The sequence below is a fragment of the Halogeometricum sp. S3BR5-2 genome (assembly GCF_031624635.1).
Classification (GTDB): domain Archaea; phylum Halobacteriota; class Halobacteria; order Halobacteriales; family Haloferacaceae; genus Halogeometricum; species Halogeometricum luteum.
Genome location: NZ_JAMQOQ010000002.1, coordinates 845390 through 861188 on the forward strand (window position 1 = coordinate 845390; position 15799 = coordinate 861188).

Annotated in this window: 17 protein-coding genes; 10 read left to right on the forward strand and 7 right to left on the reverse strand. The window is 68.4% G+C overall.

Annotation, left to right across the window (positions count from 1 at the left end; all coding sequences use genetic code 11):
- Positions 1-101 precede the first annotated feature (101 nt).
- The 4 genes from purF to NDI79_RS10930 all read right to left on the reverse strand — a co-directional run bounded on the left by purF (position 102) and on the right by NDI79_RS10930 (position 3371).
- Positions 102-1655 (reverse strand): amidophosphoribosyltransferase, encoded by a 1554-nt coding sequence (purF, locus tag NDI79_RS10915; protein ID WP_310928492.1) that lies wholly within the window; start codon positions 1653-1655, stop codon positions 102-104.
- Positions 1656-1851: 196 nt separating this feature from the next.
- Positions 1852-2034, reverse strand: coding sequence for a 50S ribosomal protein L37e (locus NDI79_RS10920; protein WP_310928493.1), 183 nt, complete (start codon positions 2032-2034; stop codon positions 1852-1854).
- Entirely contained in the window at positions 2031-2264 is a 234-nt protein-coding gene (locus NDI79_RS10925) for an LSM domain-containing protein (protein WP_310928494.1), read from the reverse strand. Before NDI79_RS10925 ends, NDI79_RS10920 begins: the two co-directional genes overlap by 4 nt.
- 54 nt (positions 2265-2318) lie before the next feature.
- A complete protein-coding gene (locus NDI79_RS10930; protein WP_310928495.1) occupies positions 2319-3371 on the reverse strand; it encodes a sensor histidine kinase in 1053 nt (350 codons plus the stop codon).
- 343 nt (positions 3372-3714) lie between these two features.
- Here NDI79_RS10930 and NDI79_RS10935 point away from each other — a divergent pair, with 343 nt between their 5' ends.
- The 4 genes from NDI79_RS10935 to NDI79_RS10950 all read left to right on the forward strand — a co-directional run bounded on the left by NDI79_RS10935 (position 3715) and on the right by NDI79_RS10950 (position 8759).
- Positions 3715-5067, forward strand: a complete 1353-nt coding sequence (locus NDI79_RS10935; RefSeq protein ID WP_310928496.1) for an RNase J family beta-CASP ribonuclease — start codon at positions 3715-3717, stop codon at positions 5065-5067.
- A gap of 1 nt (position 5068) precedes the next feature.
- Positions 5069-6115 (forward strand): geranylfarnesyl diphosphate synthase, encoded by a 1047-nt coding sequence (idsA3, locus tag NDI79_RS10940; RefSeq protein ID WP_310928497.1) that lies wholly within the window; start codon positions 5069-5071, stop codon positions 6113-6115.
- Positions 6116-6399: 284 nt separating this feature from the next.
- Positions 6400-8115, forward strand: a complete 1716-nt coding sequence (locus NDI79_RS10945) for a glutamate--tRNA ligase (protein WP_310928498.1) — start codon at positions 6400-6402, stop codon at positions 8113-8115.
- Between the two features lie 11 nt (positions 8116-8126).
- Positions 8127-8759, forward strand: a complete 633-nt coding sequence (locus NDI79_RS10950) for a cyclase family protein (RefSeq protein ID WP_310928499.1) — start codon at positions 8127-8129, stop codon at positions 8757-8759.
- Here the strand turns inward: NDI79_RS10950 and NDI79_RS10955 are convergent, their stop codons facing one another.
- Positions 8760-8921 (reverse strand): hypothetical protein, encoded by a 162-nt coding sequence (locus NDI79_RS10955; protein WP_310928500.1) that lies wholly within the window; start codon positions 8919-8921, stop codon positions 8760-8762. It lies immediately after the preceding gene.
- 74 nt (positions 8922-8995) lie between these two features.
- Positions 8996-9475: a DUF456 domain-containing protein gene (locus NDI79_RS10960; protein WP_310928501.1), complete on the reverse strand. Its 480-nt coding sequence runs from the start codon at positions 9473-9475 to the stop codon at positions 8996-8998.
- Between the two features lie 114 nt (positions 9476-9589).
- On the opposite strand from NDI79_RS10960, the gene NDI79_RS10965 reads away from it, so the two are divergent.
- The 6 genes from NDI79_RS10965 to NDI79_RS10990 all read left to right on the forward strand — a co-directional run bounded on the left by NDI79_RS10965 (position 9590) and on the right by NDI79_RS10990 (position 15588).
- The gene (locus tag NDI79_RS10965; protein WP_310928502.1) at positions 9590-9919 is read left to right on the forward strand and encodes a 4Fe-4S dicluster domain-containing protein; all 330 of its coding nucleotides are present in this window, start codon (positions 9590-9592) and stop codon (positions 9917-9919) included.
- A 75-nt stretch (positions 9920-9994) separates the two neighbouring features.
- Positions 9995-10873 (forward strand): electron transfer flavoprotein subunit beta/FixA family protein, encoded by an 879-nt coding sequence (locus NDI79_RS10970; RefSeq protein WP_310928503.1) that lies wholly within the window; start codon positions 9995-9997, stop codon positions 10871-10873.
- A 2-nt stretch (positions 10874-10875) separates the two neighbouring features.
- Positions 10876-12636, forward strand: coding sequence for an electron transfer flavoprotein subunit alpha/FixB family protein (locus tag NDI79_RS10975; RefSeq protein WP_310928504.1), 1761 nt, complete (start codon positions 10876-10878; stop codon positions 12634-12636).
- On the forward strand, positions 12633-14300 hold the full coding sequence (locus NDI79_RS10980) for an FAD-dependent monooxygenase (RefSeq protein ID WP_310928505.1): 1668 nt from the start codon (positions 12633-12635) through the stop codon (positions 14298-14300). The genes NDI79_RS10975 and NDI79_RS10980 overlap by 4 nt, the downstream gene beginning before the upstream one ends.
- Positions 14297-14713 (forward strand): DUF8055 family protein, encoded by a 417-nt coding sequence (locus NDI79_RS10985; RefSeq protein ID WP_310928506.1) that lies wholly within the window; start codon positions 14297-14299, stop codon positions 14711-14713. The genes NDI79_RS10980 and NDI79_RS10985 overlap by 4 nt, the downstream gene beginning before the upstream one ends.
- A gap of 137 nt (positions 14714-14850) precedes the next feature.
- Entirely contained in the window at positions 14851-15588 is a 738-nt protein-coding gene (locus tag NDI79_RS10990) for a GNAT family N-acetyltransferase (protein WP_310928507.1), read from the forward strand.
- A 16-nt stretch (positions 15589-15604) separates the two neighbouring features.
- Here NDI79_RS10990 and NDI79_RS10995 read toward each other — a convergent pair whose 3' ends face one another.
- The gene (locus NDI79_RS10995) at positions 15605-15769 is read right to left on the reverse strand and encodes a DUF8014 family protein (protein WP_310928508.1); all 165 of its coding nucleotides are present in this window, start codon (positions 15767-15769) and stop codon (positions 15605-15607) included.
- Between the last annotated feature and the right edge of the window lie 30 nt (positions 15770-15799).

Below are 15799 nucleotides of genomic sequence, written 5' to 3' on the forward strand. Positions count from 1 at the left end.
CCGCGAGGCAGACTGTCGGTCACAGTCTGGTATCGGGGCGACACTGTCGTCTCGGAGCGATTCGTCTCGGACCGGTGGCGGGCGAACGCGAACCGGTCGCGTCAGTCGTCGGCGAGCGTCGCGTCCTCGGAGATGGCGGGTCGGGAGACGTCGCGGTCCGTCGCCTCCCCGTCGATGTCGTAGGGGTACTCGCCGGTGACGCACCCGAGACAGAGGTCCGTCCGCGACTCGCCGAGCACCTCGCTGATGGCGTCGATGGAGAGGTACGAGAGGCTGTCGGCGCCGATGTCGTCGCGTATCTCCGCCGTGGTCTTATCCGAGGCGATGAGTTCCTCGCGCGTGGCCATGTCGATGCCCATGTAGCAGGGGGCGACGATGGGCGGCGCGCCGATGCGGACGTGCACCTCCTCCGCGCCGGCGTCGCGGACGAGTTGGACGAGTTGTCGGGAGGTGGTGCCGCGGACGATGCTGTCGTCGATGATGGTGACCGAACGCCCCTCGATGGTGCTCTTTATCGGATTGAGCTTCAGGCGGACGGCGCGTTCGCGTTCGTCCTGCGTCGGCATGATGAACGTCCGACCGACGTAGCGGTTCTTCATCAGGCCCTCGGCGAACTCGACGCTGTCCTCGCCCTCGCGGGGGTCGCCGTCGGGCGTCGTCTCGTTGGCCGCCTCGGCGTACCCGGAGGCGAACGCGCGGCCGGAGTCGGGGACGGGCATCACCACGTCGGACTCGACGCCGGACTCCTCCCAGAGCTTTCGACCCAGGTCGCGGCGGGCCTCGTAGACGAGGGTGTCGTCGATGACGGAGTCGGGGCGGGCGAAGTAGACGTGCTCGAAGAAACAGTGGGCGGTGTCCTCCCGTTCGACGAGTTGGTAGGTGTCGTAGCCGGAGCCGTCGGCGTCGAGGACGACGAGTTCGCCCGGTCGCACGTCGCGGACGAGTTCGCCGTCGAGGGTGTCGATGGCCGCGGACTCGCTGGCGAGGACGTAGCCGTCCTCCAGTTCGCCGATGCAGAGCGGCCGGTTGCCTTCGGGGTCCCGGACGCCGAGCACCGTCTCGTCGTGCATGATGGTCAGCGAGTAGGAGCCGTGGATGCGCGTCATCGTGTGTTTGACGGCGCGGACGAGGTCCTCTTCTAAGAGATTCCGAGCGAGTTCGTGGGCGATGACCTCCGTGTCGCCCGCCGAGGTGAACGCGTGCCCGAGGTCCTCCAGTTCCGCGCGTATCTCGTCGGCGTTCACGAGGTTGCCGTTGTGCGCGAGGCCGAGCGACCCCGACTTGAACGAGACGGAGAACGGTTGGGCGCAACAGGAGCCGAGACCCCCGGAGGTGGGGTAGCGGACGTGCCCGATGCCCGTCGCCCCCGCCAGCGAGTCGAGGTCGGACTCGCCGAACACGTCGCCGACGAGTCCCGTCTCGACGTGGCTGTGCTGTTGGAACCCGTCGTGGGTGACGATTCCCGCCGACTCCTGCCCGCGGTGCTGAAGCGCGTACAGGGAGTAGTACAGGGGCCGCGCGGCGGCGCGGTCCGAGAGGGCGACGCCGACGACGCCGCACTTCTCGGTGGGCCCCGAGAGGTCCGCGGCGGTCGGTTGCTGTCGGCCCGCGTCGCGTCCGGGTGTGGGGGTCTGAGCGTCCCGCCCGTCTGACATACACGAGAGTCCGGCGCCGAAGCGTAAAAAACCCGTCCTTGTGCCTTCTTTGCCGGTTCTAGAGGCGATTATGTGCACATTCGTGCATTATCTGACGCGGTCGGACTGGAGGGGTTACTCGACGGCGAGTCGATGATACGGACGGCACTGCTGCTCGGGGAAAGGAGAGAAGAGACGAGAGAGAGGAGAGGCCGCTTCAGTTACCGTGGTCGCCCGACTTCGACTGCCACTCGTAGTCGCGGCGTTTGGCGGACTTGCCGAACCCGCACGAGGAGCACTGCTTCTTCTTCACGTGGTAGGACTTCTCACCGCAGCGACGGCACTTCACGTGCGTCGTCTTGTTCTTCTTTCCTTGGCTCGGGGTTCCTGCTCCCGTCATGCTTTGATCGTGACGACGTTATCGCCGCGTATAATGGTTGTGTCTTCCACCGGCGTCACTTCTATCTCGCCGAGGATGGTCTCCTCTTCGTCGGCCGGCGCCTCGAGGACAACGTTCATGTGCTGGTCGTAGCCCGCCAGAGTTCCGTGGTAGGAGCTCCCGTCTTTCAGGTTGACGGTCACGGATTCTTCCAGCGAAGCCTCGAGTACGTCGAGGGGTCGTCCGCTCATGGCAACAACGCATCGGGTTTCGGTATTAAAGGTGCCGAACGCACGTCCGATTCCTCATCGGTCGTTGACAGCTCCGACCGAGGCGACGGGCACTCGCACCGTCACGACGCTGCCCTCCCCGTCGGCGGCGTCGCCGACGTCGAGTTCGCCCCCGAGACGCCGGACGACCGTGCGGACCAGCCAGAACCCCAGTCCGCTCCCGTGGACGAGCGACGTCTCCTCGCCGTCCCGCAGCACCGCGCGCTCGTGGTCGGGGATGCCGGGCCCCTGGTCGGTCACGGTCACCTCGACCCACTCCCCCTCGCGCGTCGCGGCGACGGTGACCGTCGGACGCTCCCGTTCGGCGTGTTTGACGCCGTTCTCGCACAGTTCTTCGAGGGCGACGCCGAGGCGCGAGGAGACGGGGACGTCGTCGTCGGCCGGGCGTCCGATCCGAACGGTCGCCGACGGCCGCGCGAGTTCGACCGTCGTCTGCGTCTCCCGCAGCAGCGCCGACAGCGGCGTCGACCGGGTGGGAAACTCCTCGAAGGCGCGCTCTATCTCCGCGACTTTCTCCGCCAGCGACAGCCAGTGCTCGACGGTTCGGCCGATCACCCGCGCCGACGCCGCCACCGCCTCGTCCTCGTGTCGGGCGAGCGTCGTCGCGTGGCCGTGCAGCAGGTTCAGGTCGTTTCGGATGTTGTGCCGCAGCACGCGGTTGAGAACCTTCACCTGCTGTTCGCGCCACTTCTGTCTCGTCACGTCGACGTACACCGCGACGACGCCGACCACCGTCCCGTCGACGCGGCGCGGCGTCGCGCGGACGACGGTGGAGACGACGTTGCCGTCGGCGGTGAGAAAGTCCCGCTCCTCGCGGTCGTACGTCCCCTCGCGGGCGCGTTCGTACCCGCCGTTCCGGTGTCGCTCCGCGGAGTCGGCGGTGTAGAACGCCGCGACGCGGCGCCCGACAACTTCCTCGCGGGCGTAGCCGAGTCGGTCGAGGAACCGCCCGTTGCAGTCCTCCACGACGGGGTGGCCCGCCTCGTCGGGACGCGTCACGAGCAGCATCACCGGCAGATACTCGAAGGGGTCCGCCTCCACCTCCGCCGCGAGTCTGCTCGTGTCCATACGTGTCCGGAACAGGACACCTTCGATATTTAATCTTTCTTATGAGTTGACTAGACCCCGCGAGGTCGGCGCGGAGGCCGCCGGACGCGGCGAGGGTCGGACGAGCGGCGTAACCCACGTAGTTTTTAATACCCCAGTGTGTAGCCCCACTTACTGCTACACCCGCGGGTAAGTGTGACGGCGCCGGGCCGTCGCACGCGGGGCCGACGACCGACGTGCTGTAAGATGCCGGGGCCGTTCAGTCCCGTGACGCGGACGCGCCTTCGCCGGCGCGTCCGGGAATCGGCGGGGCGTTTGAGTGAGCACCTTCGCCACAGTTGTGGCTTTCAATGCTCGGAAAACCATGGAAATCGAAATCGCAACCATAGGCGGATACGAAGAAGTCGGTCGCCAGATGACGGCGGTACGTGCGGGCGACGACGTCGTCGTCTTCGACATGGGCCTGAACCTGAGTCAGGTCCTCATCCACGACAACGTGGAGACCGAAAAGATGCACAGCCTCGACCTGATCGACATGGGCGCCATCCCGGACGACCGGGTCATGTCCGAACTCGAGGGCGACGTGAAGGCCATCGTGCCGACGCACGGCCACCTCGACCACATCGGCGCCATCTCGAAACTCGCCCACCGCTACGACGCGCCCGTCGTGGCGACGCCGTTCACCATCGAACTGGTGAAACAGCAGGTCGAAGGGGAGAACAAGTTCAACGTCGGCAACGACCTCGTGAAGATGAGCGCCGGCGAGACGATGTCCATCGGGGACTCCGGCAACGTCGAACTGGAGTTCGTCCACGTCACACACTCCATCATCGACGCCATCAACCCCGTCCTCCACACCCCCGAGGGCGCCGTGGTCTACGGCCTCGACAAGCGCATGGACCACTCGCCGGTCCTCGAAGACCCCATCGACATGGAGCGCTTCCGAGAGATCGGTCGCGAGGGCAACGGCGTCCTCGCCTACATCGAGGACTGCACGAACGCCGGCCGGAAGGGGCGCACCCCCTCCGAGTCCGTCGCGCGGCGCCACCTGAAGGACGTGATGACCTCCGTCGAGGACTACGACGGCGGCATCGTGGCGACGACGTTCTCCTCGCACATCTCCCGCGTCTCCTCCATCGTCGAGTTCGCCAAGGATATCGGCCGACAGCCCGTTCTCTTGGGCCGTTCGATGGAGAAGTACTCCGGCACCGCAGAGCGCCTCGGCTTCGTCGACATCCCCGACGACGTGGGGATGTACGGCCACCGAAAGTCCGTCGACCGGACGTTCAAGCGCATCATGAAGGAGGGCAAGGAGAACTACCTCCCCATCGTCACGGGTCACCAGGGCGAACCGCGCGCGATGCTCACCCGCATGGGCCGCGGCGAGACGCCGTACGAACTGGACGACGGCGACAAGGTCATCTTCTCCGCGCGGGTCATCCCGGAACCGACCAACGAGGGCCAGCGCTACCAGTCCGAACGCCTGCTGAAGATGCAGGGCGCGCGCATCTACGACGAGATTCACGTGTCGGGCCACCTCCGCGAGGAGGGCCACTACCAGATGCTCGACGCGCTCCAGCCGCAGCACGTCATCCCCGCTCACCAGAACCTCAAGGGCTTCGCGCCGTACGTGGACCTCTGTGAGTCGCAGGGGTACGCGCTGGGGCGCGACCTCCACGTGACGCGGAACGGCAACATGATCCAACTGGTGGAGTGAGATGAACTCGGAAGCGACGGAGGAGCGGGTGCTCGAAGCCGTCCAAGAGCGGCGGCAGCTCGTCAACGACGCGCTCGACGAGGACGTGCCGATGGCGGAACCCGAACGGCTGTACGAGGCCACGCGGTACCTCCTGCAGGCGGGCGGCAAGCGGCTCCGCCCGACGGTGACGCTTCTCACCGCCGAGGCGCTCGCGGACGTCGAACCGCTCTCGGAGGAGTACCGGGCGTTCCCGGGCGTCGACGGCACGACGGTCGACGTGATGGCCGCCGCCGTGAGCATCGAGGTCATCCAGTCGTTCACCCTCATCCACGACGACATCATGGACGACGACGACCTCCGTCGCGGCGTCCCCGCGGTGCACAAAGAGTACGACACCGAGACGGCCATCCTCGCCGGCGACACGCTGTACGCGAAGGCGTTCGAGCTGATGACCGACACCGGCGCGGACCCCGCCAACGGCCTCGAAGCCGTCCGACTGCTCGCCACCACCTGCACCAAGATCTGCGAGGGACAGGCGCTGGACGTGGAGTTCGAGCGCCGGACGGAGGTGGTGCCCGACGAGTACCTCGACATGGTCGAACTGAAGACGGCGGTGCTGTACGGCGCCGCCACCGCGACGGCCGCGGTGCTGATGGGCGCCGACGACGAGACGGTCGAGGCGCTCTACCGCTACGGCATCGACTCGGGGTGCGCCTTCCAGATTCAGGACGACGTGCTCGACCTGACCGTCCCCTCGGAGAAACTGGGGAAACAGCGCGGGTCGGACCTCGTCGAGGACAAGGAGACGCTCATCACCCTCCACGCGCGCCAGCAGGGCGTCGACGTGGACGGACTCGTCGAAGCCGACACCGTCGACGGCGTCACCGAAGACGAGATAGACGCCGCCGTCGCCGAACTGGAGGCGGCCGGCTCCATCGACTACGCCCGCGAGACCGCACAGGAACTCACGGACCGGGCGAAGCGCCACCTCGAAGTCCTCCCGGACAACGAGGCGCACTCGCTGCTGGAAGACATCGCCGACTACCTCATCACCCGCGGCTACTGACGCCCCGGACGCGGCGCTGATGCGGCGCGGACGCCGCGCCGACTTCTCCGATTTCTCCCGACCTGCAGTTGCGCTCTCACACTGCACGGCCGCGAAAGCGATATATGCTATCCGTGCCAAGAGTTAACGCACCCCTACCCGTGTGCCCGCGGCGTGGGTGCGGGTCGCGTCGTCGCCGCGTCGCCGCCGGTCGAACGAGGCCGTCCGGCCGGGGGCGGACGCGGGCGGCGCGCGCGTGCCCCAATCCGGGCCTGTTTTTAGGCGGCGGGCGGAAGCGGACGGTAATGGACGACGAGTTACGAGCGCGCGTCGAAGAGGAGGCGGAGAAGCACGCTCTCCTCAACGCGGTCAAGTACGACAGCGACGCCGACGTGGGGGCGGTCATGGGACCGCTGATGGGCGAGAACCCGGATTTCAGACCCCACGGCGACGAGATTCCGGGCGTCGTCGGCGGCGTCGTCGGGCGCGTGAACGACCTCCCGCCGGACGAGAAACGCGCCCGACTGGAGGAGTTGGCCCCCGAGGAACTCGCCGAGATGGAGGCCGAGGAGGAGGCCGACGACCGGACGCTGCCGGACCTGCCGAACGCCGACGACTACGAGGAGGTCAGGATGCGCGCCGCGCCGAACCCGAACGGCCCGTGGCACATCGGCCACGCGCGGATGCCCGCCGTCATCGGCACCTACAAGGAGATATACGACGGGTCGTTCGTCGTCCGCTTCGACGACACCGACCCCGAGACGAAGCGGCCCGACTTGGACGCCTACGACGCTATCTTAGAGGACATCGACTACCTCGGCTTCGAACCGGACGAGGTCATCCGCGCCTCCGACCGCGTGGAGACGTACTACGACCACGCCCGCGAGGTCATCGAGATGGGCGGGGCGTACACCTGCTCCTGTTCGGGCGAGGCGTTCTCGGAGTTGAAGAACGCGGGGGAACCCTGCCCGCACCGCGACAAGGACGCCGAGACGACCCGCGAGGAGTTCGAGGCGATGGTCGACGGGGAGTTATCCTCCGGGGAGATGGTGCTCCGAATCAAGACGGACATCGAGCACAAGAACCCCGCCCTGCGCGACTGGGTGGCGTTCCGCATGATAGACACGCCGCACCCGCGCGAGGAAGCGAGCGAGTACCGCTGTTGGCCGATGCTCGACTTCCAGTCCGGCGTCGACGACCACCTCACGGGCGTCACGCACATCATCCGCGGCATCGACCTGCAGGACTCGGCGAAGCGACAGCGGTTCCTCTACGACTACTTCGGCTGGCAGTACCCCGAAGTCGTCCACTGGGGGCACGTGCAGGTGGACGCCTACGACGTGAAGATGTCCACCTCTACGATAAAGGAGAAGATAGACGCCGGCGAACTCGACGGCTGGGACGACCCGCGCGCGCCGACCATCAAGAGCCTCCGCCGCCGGGGGATTCGAGGGTCGGCCATCGTCGACGCGATGCTCGAACTCGGCACCTCCACCTCCGACGTCGACCTCTCGATGTCGGCCATCTACGCGAACAACCGCGATATCGTCGACGACGAGGCGGCCCGCTACTTCCTCGTCCGCGAGGGCGAACGGTTCGCCGTCGAGGGCGGCCCCGAGGCGGGTCATCCGGCGATTCATCCGGACCACGAGGACAGAGGGGACAGAACCGTCCCCGCCGCGGACGGCGTCGTCGTCGAACCCGCGGACGTCCCCGAAGAAGGCGAACGCGTCTGGCTGAAAGGATTCGGCTGCGTCCGCCGCGAGGACGACTCCTTGGTCCACACCGACGACGCCATCGAGGCCGTCCGCTCGGGCGACGTGGACGTGGTTCACTGGGCGCCCGCCGAGGACAACGTTCCCGTCCGGATGCGGACGATGGACGGCGACGTGACGGGCGTCGCCGAACCCGACTTCGCCGACTCGAAGGTGGACGACGTGGTGCAGTTCGAGCGCATCGGATTTGCGAGAGTCGACTCGCAGGGACCCGACGAGTCCGTCGTCTACTGGGCGCACGAGTAGGGGGCGCGACGATGACCCACCTGGTCGACCTCACGCGCCGCGTCGAATCGGGGATGCCGACGTACCCCGGCGACCCCGCCGTCGACGTGACGCCGCACGCGACGCACGGGGCGGACGGCTACCGCGTCTCGCGCCTCGAACTCGGCACGCACGCGGGGACGCATATCGACGCCCCCGCGCACACCGAGGCGGACGGAGCGACGCTCGGGTCGTTCGACGTCGACCGGTTTCGTTTCGACGCCCGCCTCGTCGACTGCCGCGGCGTCGGCGCGAACGGAGAGATAGGCCCGAACGCGGTGCCCGAGAGGGACGGGAACGGAGATGAAGAGAGGGAGATGCTCGTCTTCCGCACCGGGTGGGAGACCGAGTGGGGCACCGACCGGATGACCGACCACCCCTACCTCGCCCCGAAGACGGCCGAACGGTGCGCCGACCGGGGGTTCCACGTCGGCACCGACGCGCTGAGTCCGGACCCGACGGGCGCGGAGTCGGTGCCCGCGCACCGCGCGCTCCTCGGGTCGGAGAGGCTGATAGTCGAGAACCTGTGTAACCTGGGTTCGGTTCCCGAGCGGTTCGAGTTGCTTGCGCTCCCCCTCCGCGTCGACGCCGACGGCGCGCCGGTGCGGGCCGTCGCGCGGGCGTGACTACCCGAGGTCCGAGACGAGAGCGGCCGAGAGGAACACCGGCAGCATCGCGGCGACGCCGAACGCCGTCGAGACGCCCGCGAACCGGTAGGCCGTCGTCACCCACTCCGCGAGGAGGAAGAGGAGCACCGCGGACAGCAGCGAGTCGGTCGAGTGCGACACGGAGCCGAATATCTGACCCGTGATGTAAACGCTGTCGGACTCGACTCGATTCGACTCGACGCCTCCGCTCGCCCTCAGAACAGCACCGCGAGGACGAGGACGACGAGCATGGCGCCCGTGAGAAGCACCTGCATCACCGTCGAGGCGAGGACGCCCGCGGTGGCGTAGAGGGCGACACGCGCGCTCTGTTCGGGGTCGTTGTTGCGCACGAACTCCACGACGAACACCGTGGCGGCGATGCCGAGCAGGAAGCCCACCGGCCCCGTGACGACGAGGAGGACGAGGCCGACGACGACGGCGGCGGCGGTGGTGAGCGAGGACGCGCCGCCCGCCCGCGCCGCGATGGCGCCGCCGAAGTAGTCGATTATCACCGTAAAGAGGCCGACGGCGGTGAGCGTCACGAGCACCGGCAGCGATGGGTCGGCGTACCCCGTCGACCACCAGTAGAGGTAGACGCCGACCAGAGAGAGCAACGCACCCGGGAGGAGGGGGACGACGACGCCGACGACGCCGATTGCGGCGAGTGCGATGGCGAGAAGCGCGATGGCGTCCATGGGGAGTCCTTCGCTCGGCCGGGGGAAATAGGCGGTGCCCGGTCGACGGCGGCGGTCGTCGGTCGGCGGTCGGTCGACTGTAAGTTTATGCGCGTCGCCGTCCCACCTTACCCTATGCCGATAGACCCGAACTTCGAGAAGAACCGGGAAGCGGTGGACGAAGAGGACGGCGTGACGGTGTGGGGACCGGTCGACCCACCGGAGAAACTCGGAATCCACGGGACGCACGTCGCCGTCGACTTCGACATCTGCATCGGCGACGGGGCGTGCCTCGAGGACTGCCCGGTGGACGTGTTCTCGTGGGTCGACACGCCCGACCACCCCGAGTCGGAGGTGAAAGTCGAACCCGCCCGCGAGGACCAGTGCATCGACTGCATGCTCTGCGTCGACGTCTGCCCCGTCGACGCCATCGACGTCGACCCCGGCCGCGCGGGCCGCGTGTGAGCGCCGCACGCTCACTCTATCAAGAATAATTGTTAAGGAATCGGTAGTCCATCGTCACCTAGTGGTGAGTCAACGATGCACACACTCACGCTGACGAAGGGCGTCCCCGACTTCCGGGAGGGGAAGGTGTCGTTCGACGAGGACGGCCACCTCGAACGCGGGAAGACGCCGACGGTGATGAACCCGAACGACGCGTACGCGCTGAACGCCGCGTTGCAGACGCGGGTCAGACACGGCGGGCGCGTCTCGGTGATGAGCATGGGCCCGCCGGGGTACAAGGAGGTGCTCCGGGAGGCGATGGCGACGACGTACGCCGACGACCTCTACTTGATATCGGACCGCGAGATGGCCGCCGCCGACACGTGGGCGACGGCCATCACGCTCAGCGCCGCCATCGAGGAGATGGGCGTCCCCGACCTCGTGTTCGCGGGGTTCAAGACGGCCGACGGGGAGACGGGCCACACCGGCCCGCAGACGTGCTGGTGTCTCGATATGCCCGTCGTGACCCACGTCACCGCTCTCGACATCGACGAGGAGGAAGAGCGGCTCCGCGCGCGGCGGCTGGTGGAGGGCGACCTCTCGGAGACGGAGACGGTGGAGACGGACCTCCCGGCGTTCGTCGTCGTCGACCCGGAGTTCGAGCCGTCCTATCGGACCGCGCGACACCGCCTGACGCTGAAGGACCTGCGCGAGACGGCGCGCGAACGCGCCGAGAGCTACGAGGACGCGTTGACCGTGTGGGACCACGCCGACATCAACGTCGACCCCGACTACATCGGCCTCGACGGGTCGCCCACCATCGTCTCCTCCGTCGACCCGATTCCGAAACCGCCGGCCGAACGCGAGGCGACGATGGTCGACCCGACCGACGCCGAGGAGATGCGCGACGTCCTCGACGCGATGCGACCGCTGGCGGGCGACGCGGGCGACGCCGCGGCCGCGGGGGGTGACTGACCGTGACGCTCGACCCCGGCGAGTACGACATCTCCGAACTCGGTCCGGCGATAAAGGACGTAGACGACGTCGAGGAACTCCGCGAGATTCTGGAGGCCGAGCAGTCCGGCGAGAACCGCGCGGGCGCGGTCGCCCTCGTCGAGAGCCGCATCGAGAAGTTCTCCGAGGACGACGAGGAGGGCGTCGAGGAAATCGACCTCTCGGCGATGTCCGCCGCGGAGGTCGGCAACGCCCTCCAACGCGTCGACGAGGCGAACGAACTCGAACGCCTCCTGCGGGAGGAGACGGAGGGAGAGGACCGCAGCGCGGTGAAGCGCCTGATTCAGCGCCGACTCGACGCCGTGCAGGGGAGCGAGGAGGGAGAGGGCGAGGAGACGGAGGTGGACGACCGTCCGCCCGAGGAGCGACATCCGGAGCTCTCGCACCCGACGCGCGACAAGCGGCACGTTCGGTCGCTCCGGGACGGCCGCTACCGCGACATGTGGGTGTACTGCGAGACGCAGGGCGGCGAACTCGTCTCGGTGTCGAAGGAGATGCTCGGGAAGGCCCGCGAGTTGATGGACGGCTACAACGACCGCTACGCGGGCGGCGAGGGCGGGGACGATGGAGACGAGGAGGAAGAACGCGTCGTGGCGGTCCTCGTCGGCGACGACGTGCGGAGGCACGCCGACGACTGCATCGCCCTCGGTGCGGACGTCGTCGTCGTCCGCGAGGACGACCGCCTCGAACGCTTCCGGCACAAGCCGTACGCCGAAATCGTCGCGGACATGGCCCGCGCCGGGGCGGAGCACGCGGGCGGCGAAGCCGTCGGCGGCCGCGAGGAGGCGTGGCGCGACTACGACAAGCCCCGCTACTTCCTCTTCCCGGCGACGAACAACGGCCGGGACCTCTCGGCGCTGGTGCAGGCCGAACTCGACTCCGGCCTCGCCAGCGACTGCTCGGGGCTCTACATCGACGAGGAGGTCATCTCGAACCCGGTGAAGACCGGCGCCGCGGGCGAGAAGCGGACGTTCGACCGCGTCCTGCACATGAAGCGCCCGGACTTCTCGGGCTTCGAGTACTCGACCATCCTCTGTCTGGACAACCCCCGACGCGAGTTCCACCCGCAGAGCGCGTCGGTCATCCCCGGCAGTTTCGACGTGCCCGACCCGGACCCCGAACGCGAGGGACTCGTCGTCGACCACGAACTCGGCCTCGACGAGGCGTGGTTCCGCGTCGCCGTCACCGACCACGAGCGCTTGGACGAGGGCGTCGACCTGTCCGGCCGCGACGTCGTCGTCGCCGTCGGACGCGGCATCGGCGCCGACCCGACCCGCGGGATGGAACTGGCGCTGGACCTCGCGGAGGCCTTCGAGGACGCCGACGTCGGCGTCTCCCGCGGCATCGTCACCGGGTCGTACGCCTTCGAACCCCACGTCGAGCGGTACGCCCGCGAGGAGCGACAGATAGGCGAGACGGGGCAGGTCGTCGCGCCGAAACTGTACGTCGCCGCGGGCATCTCCGGGGCGGTCCAGCACAAGGTCGGCATGGACGAGTCCGACACCGTCGTCGCGGTGAACACCGACCCCGAAGCCCGCATCCGCGATTTCTCGGACTTCTTCGTCGAGGGCGACCTGTTCGAGGTGCTCCCGGCGCTGACAGAGGCGGTCCGCGGAGGGACGTTCGAGGCCGGCGCCGTCGCGGGAGACGCGGCGGCGACGGACGGCGGGAGAGTCTCAAAATCACCCGATACCGACGCGGCGACGGGAGGTGAGGGCGAATGACCGAGCGCGAACGCTACGAGGCGGTGGTCGTCGGCGCCGGTCCCGGCGGGGCCGCGGCGGCCGCGACCCTAGCCAGATACGGCGTCGAGACGCTCGTCTTAGAGCGCGGCGCCGAGGCCGGGTCGAAGAACGTCTCGGGCGGTCTCATCTACGCCGAGACGTCCGCCCCGGTGACGATAGACGACCTGTTCCCGGACTTCCGCGCGGAGGCCGCGGAGCGTCCGGTGACGCGCTACTACCTCCACAACGTCGCGGGCGACCGGGTGGAGACGTTCGACTTGGGGGCGCTCCACGAGCACGACACCGAGTGGGCCGACGCCGTCCTCCGGCGGAAGATGGACGCGTGGCTGGCGGACCGCGTCCACGAGATGACCAGAGAGACGGGCGGCGGCCTGCTGACGGGCGTCCGCGCGAACGGCCTGCTCCGAAGCGAGAGGGGGGAGGTCGTCGGCGTCACGACGGACGAACTCGACCCCATCGAGGCCGACGTGATAATCGCCGCTGACGGCGTCAACTCGGAGTTGGCGCGCGACGCCGGCCTGATGGACTGGGCGGACCCCGACGAGTGGTTCCAAGGGGTGAAAGCGGTCGTCGACGTGCCCGCCGAGGCGGTGAACGACCGCTTCGCCATCGACGAGGACGAGGGCGCGGCGCACCTGTTCTCCGGCGACCTGTTCTCGGACGTCCGCGGCGGCGGCTTCCTCTACACGAACGAGGACTCCCTCTCCGTCGGGACGGTGTTCCACCTCGACAGCCTCGTCGCCGAGCGGGCGGAACCGCACGAACTGCTCGACGCCCTGCTGACGCACCCCCTGCTGGCGCAGTGGTTCGGTGACGACTACCGGGAGAGAGAGTACGCCGCGAAACTCGTCCCCGACTCGAAGAAGGCGGCGCTGCGCGAACCTCACGCCGGGCGACTGCTCGTCGTCGGCGACGCCGCCGGGCAGATGCAGGCGCAGGGCCCCATCATCAAGGGGATGAACCACGCCGTCACCGCGGGGGCGCTGGCCGGCGAGGCGTTCGCGCAGGCGCGGGGGCGCGGGCGGCCCGAGGACGCCGGCCGCCTGTACGCCGAGAAACTCCGCGACGAGGGCGTGATGCGCAAGCTCAGACCGCGCGGCTACGACCTCGTCCGGACCGTCGCGGAGCGGGACGGCGTGACCGACACCGTCGACTCCCTCCTCACTTCCCGTCTGGGCCGCCTCGGTATTCGTGCGCTGAGCGGTAGCCTCGAAGGCTTGTACGGGTCTCCCCGGCTCTCCGCCGTCGTGCCGGACACCCGGACGCCGTACGTGACGCTCCCGACGGTCATCGCCGAGGAACTGGGGACGCGCGTCGCGGACGAGAGCGGCGTCGAACCGCCGAGTCTGGAGGAGCGCATCGGCGAACTGACGTACGACACCGACGTGGGCAACCCCCACATCACGCTGCGCGACGACTCCTACGCGGCCAGCGGCGCCGCCGTCACCGCCTGTCCCGTCAGCGCGAAGGACTTCGGCGGGGGCTGTTACCGCGAGGAGGTCGTTCGGACGAACGGGAGCGAGGAGCGCGTGGTGAGCCTCGACACGCAGCCCTGCGTGGAGTGCGGGACGTGCGCCGTCGTCGCCGACACCGAGTGGCGCCACCCGCGCGGCGGCAAGGGGGTGGCGTTCGACCAGGGATGACGGGCGAACGCGCGGAGGGCGGGAACGCGGGGTCGGAAGCCGCCGAGCGGTCGCCCTATCACCGGGAGATTCGGGCGCTGGCCGCGGCGGCCCGCGCCGAGCGTCTGCGGTTCGAACCGCCGGCGGACGGGGAGGAGACGGAGCGAGCGCTGTCGTACGTCCGGGGGGGCGTCGCGCCCGTGACCGGCGTCTACCTCGAAGCGCACACCGGCGGGCGGAACGTCCGCTTCTCGGCGGCGGAACTCGACTCGCTCCACCGCGCGCTGAACGACTGGCTGACGCTGTACGCGCGGTGCTACGGCGTCCGAATCGACCCCGACGCGACGGTCCGAACGGCGGCTGAGATTCTGCTCCAGACGCACGACGCCCGAGAGGTGGCGCGACTGCTCACCGACGCGCCGCCGCGACGGTGAGCGAACGAAGAGGATGGAACCGGCCCCGACGACGCCGCAACCGGAACCGCGTTTGCTCCCGGACGATGCTGTTCGGCGCTCGAACGTTCAAACAATAATTAAAAAACATTAACTTTCGGTGCGTGGTAGTCGCTGGCATGGACGTAACGAAGTCGCTCGCGTTCGACCACGCGGACCGCAAAGACATCTACGACTACATCGAGAGCCACGGCATCGTCCGCGAGGACGACGTCCGCCGCGCGCTCAACTTCGAACCCGGCGCGCTCGGCGCGCACCTGAGCGTCCTGCGACGGGAGGGGTATATCCGGAAAGTCGACGACAAGGTGCAGGTGGCCTACGAGAAGGACGACGCGGAGGTGTTCGAGACGGACGACGGCGAGGGGTTCACCATCCGGACGGCCCAGCAGGTGGACTTGGAGGCCCTCGTCGAGGCGATTCGCGAGGTGGCCGAGGAGGGGACGTACATCGAGGCGGAGACGGTGGGAGACATGATAGACCACGAGGAGGTCGTCCTCCGGCACAACGACGCGCGCTCGCGGATGGTGTTCGTCGCCACCGTCGACGACGAACTCGCCGGGTGGTGTCACCTCGACCTGCCGGAGACGGCGAAACTCCGTCACACGGCCGTCCTCACCGTCGGTCTCCGACCGGAGTTCCGCGGGCGCGGGATGGGGAGTCGCCTCCTCGAACGCGGCGTCGAGTGGGCGCGCGAACGCGGGTTCGAGAAGCTGTACAACTCCGTCCCGGCGACGAACGAGGACGCCATCGCCTTCCTGGAGAGTCACGGCTGGGGCACCGAGGCCGTCCGCGCGGATCACTACAAAATCGGCGACGACTACGTCGACGAGATGATGATGGCGGTCCGCATCCGCTGAGTCCGGTCCTCCTCTCTCACCGCCAGTCGTCGCCCGCCCCCTCCAAGGGTTCGGCGACGACGCCGTCTTTCTGAACTAGCGCTCGCGCGTGACCCGTGCAGACGTCTCTGTCCTCGTCCCACGGTACGTAGACGCGGACGGCCGCCGGGTCCGAGCAGCCGTCTTCGGCGCACTGCGTCATGGTCGAGAGAGGTCGGCGGGCGACTTCGAG

Coding starts and splice junctions, on each gene's coding strand:
- purF (WP_310928492.1), bottom strand. CDS start 1,655: ATGTCAGACGGGCGGGACGCTCAGACCCCCACACCCGGACGCGACGCG.
- NDI79_RS10920 (WP_310928493.1), bottom strand. CDS start 2,034: ATGACGGGAGCAGGAACCCCGAGCCAAGGAAAGAAGAACAAGACGACG.
- NDI79_RS10925 (WP_310928494.1), bottom strand. CDS start 2,264: ATGAGCGGACGACCCCTCGACGTACTCGAGGCTTCGCTGGAAGAATCC.
- NDI79_RS10930 (WP_310928495.1), bottom strand. CDS start 3,371: ATGGACACGAGCAGACTCGCGGCGGAGGTGGAGGCGGACCCCTTCGAG.
- NDI79_RS10935 (WP_310928496.1), top strand. CDS start 3,715: ATGGAAATCGAAATCGCAACCATAGGCGGATACGAAGAAGTCGGTCGC.
- idsA3 (WP_310928497.1), top strand. CDS start 5,069: ATGAACTCGGAAGCGACGGAGGAGCGGGTGCTCGAAGCCGTCCAAGAG.
- NDI79_RS10945 (WP_310928498.1), top strand. CDS start 6,400: ATGGACGACGAGTTACGAGCGCGCGTCGAAGAGGAGGCGGAGAAGCAC.
- NDI79_RS10950 (WP_310928499.1), top strand. CDS start 8,127: ATGACCCACCTGGTCGACCTCACGCGCCGCGTCGAATCGGGGATGCCG.
- NDI79_RS10960 (WP_310928501.1), bottom strand. CDS start 9,475: ATGGACGCCATCGCGCTTCTCGCCATCGCACTCGCCGCAATCGGCGTC.
- NDI79_RS10965 (WP_310928502.1), top strand. CDS start 9,590: ATGCCGATAGACCCGAACTTCGAGAAGAACCGGGAAGCGGTGGACGAA.
- NDI79_RS10970 (WP_310928503.1), top strand. CDS start 9,995: ATGCACACACTCACGCTGACGAAGGGCGTCCCCGACTTCCGGGAGGGG.
- NDI79_RS10980 (WP_310928505.1), top strand. CDS start 12,633: ATGACCGAGCGCGAACGCTACGAGGCGGTGGTCGTCGGCGCCGGTCCC.
- NDI79_RS10985 (WP_310928506.1), top strand. CDS start 14,297: ATGACGGGCGAACGCGCGGAGGGCGGGAACGCGGGGTCGGAAGCCGCC.
- NDI79_RS10990 (WP_310928507.1), top strand. CDS start 14,851: ATGGACGTAACGAAGTCGCTCGCGTTCGACCACGCGGACCGCAAAGAC.
- NDI79_RS10995 (WP_310928508.1), bottom strand. CDS start 15,769: ATGACGCAGTGCGCCGAAGACGGCTGCTCGGACCCGGCGGCCGTCCGC.